Consider the following 1,980-nt stretch of genomic DNA (forward strand, 5'->3'; position numbering starts at 1 on the left):
AAAAAGCCGCTTGACTTACAAGTCAAACGGCTTTTTTGTTATTACATCATGTCAACGAACTGATCAAATAAGTAACGCGAATCGTGCGGGCCCGGAGATGACTCAGGGTGATACTGCACAGAAAACGCTTTTTTATCTTTTACCCTGATTCCTTCGATCGAATTATCATTCAGGTTTACGTGGGTGATCTCAACCTTATCCGAATTGCGCACATCATCTGCAATAACACCAAACCCGTGGTTCTGCGAAGTTACTTCACAATGATCAAGCACGACGTTCTTTACGGGGTGGTTCAAGCCGCGGTGCCCGTTGAACATCTTTTCAGTGCGGATGTCATTCGCTAATGCGAGCAGCTGATGCCCAAGGCAGATTCCGAACAAAGGCTTGTCGGCTTCAAGAACCTTTTTTACCGTTTCTATAGCGTAAGGCATAGCTGAAGGATCGCCGGGGCCATTCGAAATGAAATATCCGTCGGGAGCCCATTTTTCCATTTCTTCGAAAGAAGTTTTCGCAGGGAATACCTTTGCATATACATCCCGGTGATCGAAATTGCGCAGAATATTCTTTTTTACACCCAGATCCAGCACGGCAATCCGGTGCTGTGCATCTTCCTTTCCGTAATAGTAGGGTTCTTTGGTGCTTACCTGGGATGATAGTTCAAGTCCATCCATTGACGGAACCTCAGCAAGCTTTCTCTTTAATTCATCAATGTCAAGAATCTCGGAAGAGATGATGGCGTTCATCGCTCCCTTGTCGCGGATATGACGAACCAGAGATCTTGTATCAACATCTGAAATGCCAACTACATTTTGCTCCTGAAAATAATCCTGGATAGACTGCTCTGACATCTTTCTGCTGAAGGCAATGTTGAAGTTCTTGCAAACCAGCCCGGCAATTTTAATGTCACTTGACTCCACTTCTTCGCTGGTTACTCCGTAGTTGCCGATATGGGCATTGGTGGTCACCATGATTTGTCCGAAGTAGGAGGGGTCGGTAAAAACCTCCTGGTATCCGGTCATTCCCGTGTTAAAGCAAATTTCCCCGGTGGTAGTTCCGATTTTACCGGCTGCTTTTCCGTGGTATACGGTTCCGTCTTCCAGTAGCAGCACAGCAGGCAATTTGATATAGTTGATCATCTTAATTTATGTGGTATGAATTTTTAATATTCTGTTCGTTGATCGTTTCATTCAGCCATTCATTTGCAATGAACTCCACTCCCGGCCCATAAGCAATAATCAGTCCTTTCCCATCAGAATCCCAGAGATTAATGTCAGAAAATAAATGAAAAAGCTTGAGTTTGCCGGTAGAATCACCGGAGTCAGAGTACAACAGGCTGAAGCAGTTGTCTTCAATTTTCACGGGAGACAAAGGTAGATAAATAATATGAATTGCGAAAGGGATATTTGCAGATAAAGGGTTGGACTTAGCTGCTTATTCTTAATTACAGGAAAGTGCCCTGCGAAGCCAGACCGAACGGAGCAGAGCGGTCTTAGTTATTAAGCCGGACATTCTCCTGATCGGCGTCTGATCAGTAACGCTACTGCAACGCTTTCCCTACGCTTTTGCTTCGGTAATTCCCGAACGGAAAGCGTAGGGAAAGCGTTCCGAAAGCGTAGGGAAAGCGTTGCAGATCAGAAGCCAATCAGGAGACAACCCGAACGAAATAACCGCTTAGGCTCTTCTTCCAGATGGCTGAGCTCCTGCAGGCTTTTTCTGTTTTACTACTGTAGTGAAATTTGCTGATATGTTCGGCTGGAAGCTCATTCGACATGCATTAAATCTCTATTTTGGAGACCGTTTTCTAAAAGCTGACACACTTAATTGAACACTACCTTAACCAGAACCAGTACAGCCAATTCAGGGTGTCCATTCCTAAAAAAGCTATACACAAATTAAAAAGTGTATGGAAAGTAAAAGAAGGAAAGCGAAGTCAGAGAGAGAGGGAAAGCATACGCCCTTTGACAAGCGGGAAATTAAGAA

2 protein-coding genes are annotated in these 1,980 nt (G+C 44.4%); both read right to left on the reverse strand.

The genetic code is table 11. The features are described 5' to 3' along the window. Nucleotides 1-41: 41 nt before the first annotated feature. On the reverse strand, nt 42-1,136 hold the full coding sequence (gene carA / locus DDR33_RS14835) for a glutamine-hydrolyzing carbamoyl-phosphate synthase small subunit (RefSeq protein WP_109416578.1): 1,095 nt from the start codon (nt 1,134-1,136) through the stop codon (nt 42-44). Nucleotide 1,137: 1 nt separating this feature from the next. Next, the gene (locus tag DDR33_RS14840; protein ID WP_109416579.1) at nt 1,138-1,359 is read right to left on the reverse strand and encodes a hypothetical protein; all 222 of its coding nucleotides are present in this window, start codon (nt 1,357-1,359) and stop codon (nt 1,138-1,140) included. Nucleotides 1,360-1,980 lie beyond the last annotated feature (621 nt).

The sequence above is a fragment of the Pararcticibacter amylolyticus genome, assembly GCF_003130405.1.
GTDB lineage: Bacteria > Bacteroidota > Bacteroidia > Sphingobacteriales > Sphingobacteriaceae > Arcticibacter > Arcticibacter amylolyticus.

Coding starts and splice junctions, on each gene's coding strand:
- carA (WP_109416578.1), bottom strand. CDS start 1,136: ATGATCAACTATATCAAATTGCCTGCTGTGCTGCTACTGGAAGACGGA.